General features: G+C 45.6%; 8 protein-coding genes. 6 read left to right on the top strand and 2 right to left on the bottom strand.

The genetic code is table 11. From position 1 onward, the window contains the following. Nucleotides 1–102: 102 nt before the first annotated feature. The 5 genes from JGK22_RS32005 (at nucleotide 103) to JGK22_RS32025 (ending at nucleotide 3,154) form a co-directional block, all read left to right on the top strand. Nucleotides 103–741: a ThiF family adenylyltransferase gene (locus JGK22_RS32005; protein ID WP_293185019.1), complete on the top strand. Its 639-nt coding sequence runs from the start codon at nucleotides 103–105 to the stop codon at nucleotides 739–741. A 262-nt stretch (nucleotides 742–1,003) separates the two neighbouring features. Further along, nucleotides 1,004–1,366 carry a peptidoglycan-binding domain-containing protein gene (locus JGK22_RS32010; RefSeq protein WP_293185020.1) on the top strand — a complete coding sequence of 121 codons (363 nt, stop codon included), beginning with the start codon at nucleotides 1,004–1,006 and terminating at the stop codon, nucleotides 1,364–1,366. A 282-nt stretch (nucleotides 1,367–1,648) separates the two neighbouring features. Further along, the gene (locus JGK22_RS32015; protein ID WP_293192404.1) at nucleotides 1,649–2,215 is read left to right on the top strand and encodes a DUF924 family protein; all 567 of its coding nucleotides are present in this window, start codon (nucleotides 1,649–1,651) and stop codon (nucleotides 2,213–2,215) included. A gap of 40 nt (nucleotides 2,216–2,255) precedes the next feature. Continuing rightward, a complete protein-coding gene (locus tag JGK22_RS32020; RefSeq protein WP_293185022.1) occupies nucleotides 2,256–2,687 on the top strand; it encodes a hypothetical protein in 432 nt (143 codons plus the stop codon). Nucleotides 2,688–2,698: 11 nt separating this feature from the next. After that, the gene (locus tag JGK22_RS32025; RefSeq protein ID WP_293185023.1) at nucleotides 2,699–3,154 is read left to right on the top strand and encodes a DUF6575 domain-containing protein; all 456 of its coding nucleotides are present in this window, start codon (nucleotides 2,699–2,701) and stop codon (nucleotides 3,152–3,154) included. Between the two features lie 66 nt (nucleotides 3,155–3,220). Here the strand turns inward: JGK22_RS32025 and JGK22_RS32030 are convergent, their stop codons facing one another. Together JGK22_RS32030 and JGK22_RS32035 are read right to left on the bottom strand one after the other, a co-directional pair. After that, the gene (locus JGK22_RS32030) at nucleotides 3,221–4,567 is read right to left on the bottom strand and encodes a PQQ-dependent sugar dehydrogenase (protein ID WP_293314471.1); all 1,347 of its coding nucleotides are present in this window, start codon (nucleotides 4,565–4,567) and stop codon (nucleotides 3,221–3,223) included. Nucleotides 4,568–4,673: 106 nt separating this feature from the next. After that, nucleotides 4,674–5,171: an autotransporter gene (locus tag JGK22_RS32035; RefSeq protein WP_293185026.1), complete on the bottom strand. Its 498-nt coding sequence runs from the start codon at nucleotides 5,169–5,171 to the stop codon at nucleotides 4,674–4,676. 795 nt (nucleotides 5,172–5,966) lie between these two features. Between JGK22_RS32035 and JGK22_RS32040 the strand changes: the two genes are divergently transcribed. Further along, complete coding sequence (locus JGK22_RS32040) at nucleotides 5,967–6,599, top strand: L,D-transpeptidase (protein ID WP_293192408.1); 633 nt, start codon at nucleotides 5,967–5,969, stop codon at nucleotides 6,597–6,599. Nucleotides 6,600–6,728 lie beyond the last annotated feature (129 nt).

The following is a 6,728-nucleotide window of genomic DNA, read 5'->3' on the forward strand; positions in this document are numbered from 1 at the left end:
TCCCAATTCCCAATTCCCAATTCCCAATTCCCAATTCCCAATTCCCAATTCCCAATTCCCAATTCCCAATTCCCAATTCCCAATTCCCAATTCCCAATTACTATGAGTATATTTTTTCACGAACAACTTTACCGAAGTGCCGCAGTGATGTCGCTGATTAAAAATTTCCCGGTAACGGTGTGCGGCGCGGGTGCTTTGGGTGCGAATATTGTAGAGAGTCTGGCGCGATCGGGCTTTTGCCAGTTAAGAGTCGTCGATCGCGATCGCATCGAAGAGCGCAACCTTTCCACTCAACCCTACTATCGATCGGACATCGGCGCCTTCAAAGCCAAAATTCTCGCCAACAACCTGTACCGCGCTTTGTCCGTCAGCGTTGACGTGCACTCAAAGGAATTGACACCCGCCAATGTCGATCGACTGCTTGCCAACAGCGCCCTGGCGATCGATACTTTTGATAACAGCATCGGGCGGCAAGCAGTCAAAGATTACTGTGCGAGTGCCTCCATTCCCTGCGTGCACGTCGGATTAGCCGCCGATTACTCCGAAATAATTTGGAACCAACACTATCGGGTTCCGACCGCGGCGAATGATGACGTTTGCGATTACCCGCTGGCGAGAAACTTGGTAATGCTGACAGTTTCTGTAGCGTGCGAAGTAATTGTTACCTTTGCTGCAACCCAAGAGCAACAAAATTTAACTTGCACGATCAAAGATTTTGCAGTAAAGCCACTTATATTGTAGAATGTCTGTTGACTGTTGCCAGAAACCCGGTCAATCGAGATTGGACGCCTCCATCCCAGAAACCCGGTTTCTCACTCTCAAACAATTGTCAGTCGATTTTAGATTTTAGATTTTAGATTTTAGATTGACTCTCGGATTGAATCTGGGAGCTTCAACAAAATTCTAAAATTTTGAGATCGTCCACGACTTTAGTCGGTGGCTTTTACCCGTTTGTTGCGGGTCAAACTTGCAGAAAACGCTTGAGAAAATTAACAGGGAAAGTATGGTTGGATCGCAGACTTTTTATTATTTACTAGCAGTTCTCGGCATATTAGTTTTGACAGGCGCCAATGCAGCCACTTATTCAGGGGGCGCCGGCGACAAAGTTTGCCACACTAATGATTGCCACGAACCAGAAGTTAGATTCCATAAAAGGATTTTAAAACACGGATCGAGAGGCGAAGATGTGAGGAAACTGCAAAAATTGTTAAACGCCCGCGGTGTGTGTCCAGAACCGATCGCACTTGATGGCATCTTTGGTAGAACAACCCTAGATGCAGTGAAAATATTTCAGCGGGAAGCCAACCTTCCTGTAGACGGAATTGTGGGAGGAAAAACTTGGGACAGACTGTTTACCAGTTCGTAAATTTAAGTACCGGACAGCAAAAGTTCCTAAGTCAGTCGATTTTAGATTGTAGATTTTAGATTTTAGATTTACTCGATAACAGATGAATCTGGAAGCTTAAACTCTGTAATCTAATTTTTTTTCTCCACCCTCGATAGCGTCGGAAAGCAAGTACCTGTGTTTGGGCGGAGTCATCTTTGGTAATCATTAATCGCTGCGATTTGTAGTTGCACATCAAGTAGATTTTGTGCAACTACAGATGCCTCAATTGCCATCAATAATCAATGGCTAACTAGATTGGTAATGAATGAAGTTTTAGATTTTTGGTTTGGTCGATCGAACTCTCCAGAGTTTGGTAAAGTTCAAAAGAAGTGGTTTGAGAAAGATGCCGATTTTGATACGGAAGTGCGATCGCTATTTCTAGCAGAATACGAACTAGCAGCATCCGGTAAACTCTACTCCTGGCAAGATTCCCCGGAAAACTGCCTAGCATTAATCATACTGCTCGATCAATTTCCGCGCAATATGTTTCGCGAAAATCCCCAAGCCTTCGCCACAGACAGCAAAGCCTTAGCCGCCGCCCAACACGCTGTTAACAATAACTTCGATCGCGAATTGTTGACTGTACAAAAGTGGTTTATCTACCTGCCTTTTGAACACAGCGAAAACTTAGAACACCAGCAAAAATCTGTGCAATTATTTCGCCAACTCAGCGGCGAACCTGACAGCGAATCAGTCATTAATTTTGCAGTGCGGCATTTTAAAATCATCGAGCGTTTTGGCCGATTTCCCCACCGCAATCAAATTCTCGGACGCGACACAACTCCCGCAGAAGCAGAGTTTCTCAAACAACCAGGTTCGGGATTTTAGGGCGCTTACACAAAACCTTTAGGATACTAAAATTATCAATATGTGTTTCAAACACCAAGAACATATAGATAAGCTTTCAACTAAATGCCCGCCACTGGACTATGAACCGCAAGAAATGCTGGCTTTTAGATTTGTATTTGAGCCCAATGATGAACGAGCTATTAATAACTTTAAACCGGTGCTGATAATAACTCCGCAGCGCAACCTAAAACCAGAAACTGAAGCTACCAGGTGTCAAGGTTATGCGCTATCATTATTTGATACCAGGGAAAATGCCGAAAACCGTTATTTAAAACTAACAAAAAAAAGAAAAAAACTGCGCGATTCTCTGGGGACTCACATAGCAGCAGGAGCGATCGACAAGACAGATGGAGTTGTCTCCAAAATAGATGATAACGGTCACTTGAGCCTACATGAGTTTGCTAATGCTGATTTGGCAGCAAAATTTGTAATAACATCTTGTTTATTGTAAGGTAAAAAAAAGTGGAACAATTAATAGGATTTAAACTAAGTAAATTTCCTTTATCTCTTAGAAGCATAGTCAATTTAGAGTATTTCGACGGCCCCCTGCTATCGCTTTTTGAGAATGAATACGGCGATAGCTATCTTTATTCTTGGTGCGATGTAGATAATTTGTACAATCGCTGGTTGGTTTTCAGAGTTGCACAACCAACTCTCAAGCTTTACATAGAGGGACAAGTTTCATTTCACCAGTTAATTGTAAATCCTGTTGACGGATTTCTATATTCATTAGATATAGACAATGCTTTACAGGTGAAAAACACTTATTTAATCCTGCCTGAGAATTTACCGGAAATCTACTTGCCAGAAACAGATTCCTATTACGAACTGTCTGATTTAAATCGCGAAACAGCGGCAGAAGATAAGTTGTTAATTTTTCAAAAAGTTTCCGGTGAATCTCAACTTAGCAAGGTTTGAAGCTGATTAAACAGCCAGATACCGGACTTCTTCAAGAAGTCGGGTATCTAATCCATCGCCCTTTGCTCAGCCACGATACTGCACGCGATAAATCCGGTTATTCGCTTCCTCAGTAAACAATAAACTCCCATCAGGTAAAACCAGCAAACCAACAGGCCGCCCCCAAGTTTTCGGGCCCGACGGATCGGTGAGAAAACCAGTCAGAAAATCCTCATAATAACCTTGAGGGCGTCCAGTCGCCGCATTAAAAGGTACAAACACAATTTTATAACCCGTTCCTGCATTCCGGTTCCAACTACCCCGAAACGCCACAAACGCGCCGTTAAAAAATCTTTTGGGAAACGTTTTCCCGTCGTAAAACTGAAGTCCCAAAGCTGCCGAATGGGCCTGAAACAGCACGTCTGGCATCAATGTTTTAGCTGCTAAATCTGGTCGATCGCTCTTGCCATTTTTGACGTGGCGCGGATCGAGCAAATTTGGCTTAAAATAAGTATAAGGCCAGCCGTAAAACTCGCCTTGACGAATTCGGGTCAAGTAATCCGGCACCAAATCATCTCCCAAACCGTCGCGCTCGTTGACTGTCGTGTAGAGTTGATTAGTTTTTGGGTGAAAATCCAATCCGACGGGATTTCGCAAACCGGAAGCAAAAGTTTGCTGGTTTGTACCGTCCAAATTCATCACTTGCACAGACGCCCTCGGCAAGGGTTCGGAATCGGCATTAGACTGGGAACCAACTGATACAAAAAGCCGGCGGTTGTCCGGGGAAGCGACAACGTTTCGCGTCCAGTGTTGGTTGTAGCCACCGCCCGGTAAATCGGCAATTTTTTCACCAGTACCTGTTAATTGTTCTTGCCCTTTTGTGTAGGGAAATCGACGGACTTCGGCGCTGTTTCCGAGGAAGAAATAGCGATCGGCAAAAGCCATGCCAAAGGGAATATTTAAGCCGTTTTGGGCGCTAGCAAAAGTCATGTTCACCTCAGCAACGCCATCACCGTTGGCATCGCGCAGCAGCCTAATCCGATTCTGCCTGGTTTCTGTTACCAAAACATCTCCTGTCGGCGTCAAAGCCAGCCATCGGGGAGCGTCTAAATTGTCAGCAAAAACGCTGACGACAAAGCCAGGAGGGACTTGCAGCACTGGCGATGGGGGAATCGGTACTACTTGAGGAGGTTTCGAGGCGCTTTGGGTGGCGAAAGGCTGCGGCAAAGCAGTTGCAACAATGCGGATCGGCTGCGGCGATAGCGGTTTGGTCGGTACAATTTGATTTGTACGAACATTTGTCAGCGGTGCAACGGAGGGAATTTGCGACAGCGGAGTTGGTGCGGGTACAGGAGTCGCTGTAGCATCGGTAGCTCGATCGCACGCAACCAGGGGTAACAGCAGAATTAGCAGCAAGAAACGCAGGTAATACATAGCAGCGATTTCTCAACAATTGCTGGACAATTCTTTTATTCTAACTGCTCTGAAAAAGCGAAGCCACCGCGCGCGCGGTGGCTTAATTCTGGTTAGAAATCTAGTTCTACCAAAGTCCTCTCACAGGAGGAGCTGGACGCGGAGCCGGAATCGGACGCGGAGCCGGAGCGGGAGCCGGACGAGGAACTGGGCGGGGAGCGGGAGCCGGACGCGGTGGCGGTTCAGGGGCCGGACGCGGTGCTGGAGCGGGGGGACGAACAACTGTGGTAGAGACTACTTTATAATCGGGGATCACGACGAGCCTTTCTACCTGATCTCCGGCTACGGTGGCTCTGACTTTCATTCCCGGTACCAGAGAAGTAATTCTCAGGATGCATCTTTGAATCCTGAGAGTCCTGTACGGCCCGCTTTCTGGGCTAATTGTTACTATGTCGCCGACAATATTTTTGACAAAACCAATAATGGTTTGAGCGTTGGCTGTTGTGGTGCTCTGCGTTTGGGCTATTTCAATTGGAGGGTTAGCCATCGCAGGAAGCACTGAAACCGCCGATATTAGCACCGACAGGGTTGCACCTGTAAATAATTTGATCTTCTGAAGACGCATTGAAACCTCACATTAACTGCTATTTAGGGTCGGGCTTGCTTTCGCTGCGCGAAAGTCCCAACCTTTAAACCTAATCCAGTTTAATCCCCGGAGTAGTAAATTTAGGACAATCTCAAAAAAAGATTATCGAACAAGTTTTGAAAGACTAAATTTTACATCATAAGTTCCCAAGTTACAAGAAGTTCAGTGCTTCGGATCTCTAGAGTGTCGGCGTGATATATTGAGTTTGTTCGATCGACCGTTTCCGTTTTTTTGCGCCCCTCTAACTGTTGCGGCACGGGCGGCAAACTCTGCCAACAGACAGATTATGCTTGCCGGATGCAGCAGCGCCATAGTTTCAATTTGCGATCGCCAGTCTGCCACAGATCAAAAAATCAAATGAGTCGGAGGTAAAATTCAATCATTGACTTGCACGATTTACCCATCAACCGGATTTGTTCGCGAAAATCTCTCGCCGAGCACCACCATTAGCCGTATAAAATCTCGGTTTCTTTGATATTAGTGCGTAAGTTTTGTGTTGAGTTAGATCGTATCCGTAAAAATACTGACAATAAAAAATATTGGTTTGTAGTGAGGACTTTAGTCCGCATCAAATTTCCTGGAATCGCATTCATCACTACAAACCAATTTTGTGGCAGTTAAATAAGTTATGATTTGTGAAATGGAAACTCAAAACTGGGCAGGGCATTTACAGTAAAAAACCCATCTCTAAATTTTGGCTTTCCGGTGCAGTTTGCGGATAATTAGATAAGAACTTTGTAGGAACTGCTGGTGAAGAGTTTAGCGAACAAAATAATGGTGAACAGCAAATTTTTATTTAACAACTTAATTGTGCTGAGTTTGAGCGCAGCGGCGCTGTCTGTCGCCTTACAGCAGCAAGCGACTGCTGAACCGGTGGCTAATTTAAGTAATAGTGCGATCGCCCAGCAGCCAAAATCTGATGTAAAATTGCCAAATCTCGGAGTTCCCGAACTGCCACCATTAGGCGAACCGTCTAGGTATCTTCCGCAGGAACCAAACGCGCCGGAAAATGCGATTGAGGAAGTGCGTTTAGTGCTGAAATTGCGAGAACGCCGGGTCTATGTTTACCGCAAAAATAAGGTGCAAGCCAGTTTTCCGGTGGCTGTGGGGAAAGACGGCTGGGAAACTCCCACGGGCAACTTTAAAGTCATGCAAATGATTAAAGATCCTGTTTGGGAACATCCTTGGACGGGAGAACTTGTACCCGCAGGGCCGGACAATCCGCTGGGAAGCAGGTGGATCGGGTTTTGGACGGATGGTAAGAATGTGATCGGTTTTCACGGGACTCCGACTCCAGAGTCGATCGGGCGAGCGGCTTCTCACGGTTGTGTCAGAATGTTTGATAAAGATGCCCAAGCTTTATTTGAGAAAGTCGCAGTGGGTACTCCGGTGATAGTTGAGAAGTAATTATTCGGAAACTGTGGTATTTGAAAATATTTAGCAACAGGCAAGATGCCTGTTCCACAAAGAGTTAATTTTATTGTGGGGTGGGCATCTTGCCCGCCCCCTTTCTTTCTTAGCAACAGGCAAGATGCC

It is taken from the genome of Microcoleus sp. PH2017_08_TRC_O_A (assembly GCF_020738665.1).
In the GTDB taxonomy this organism is placed as follows: domain Bacteria; phylum Cyanobacteriota; class Cyanobacteriia; order Cyanobacteriales; family Microcoleaceae; genus Microcoleus.

What these genes read in the sequence shown, in the direction of transcription:
- JGK22_RS32005 (WP_293185019.1), top strand. Translation starts at nt 103, where the DNA reads ATGAGTATATTTTTTCACGAACAACTTTACCGAAGTGCCGCAGTGATG.
- JGK22_RS32010 (WP_293185020.1), top strand. Translation starts at nt 1,004, where the DNA reads ATGGTTGGATCGCAGACTTTTTATTATTTACTAGCAGTTCTCGGCATA.
- JGK22_RS32015 (WP_293192404.1), top strand. Translation starts at nt 1,649, where the DNA reads ATGAATGAAGTTTTAGATTTTTGGTTTGGTCGATCGAACTCTCCAGAG.
- JGK22_RS32020 (WP_293185022.1), top strand. Translation starts at nt 2,256, where the DNA reads ATGTGTTTCAAACACCAAGAACATATAGATAAGCTTTCAACTAAATGC.
- JGK22_RS32030 (WP_293314471.1), bottom strand. Translation starts at nt 4,567, where the DNA reads ATGTATTACCTGCGTTTCTTGCTGCTAATTCTGCTGTTACCCCTGGTT.
- JGK22_RS32035 (WP_293185026.1), bottom strand. Translation starts at nt 5,171, where the DNA reads ATGCGTCTTCAGAAGATCAAATTATTTACAGGTGCAACCCTGTCGGTG.
- JGK22_RS32040 (WP_293192408.1), top strand. Translation starts at nt 5,967, where the DNA reads ATGGTGAACAGCAAATTTTTATTTAACAACTTAATTGTGCTGAGTTTG.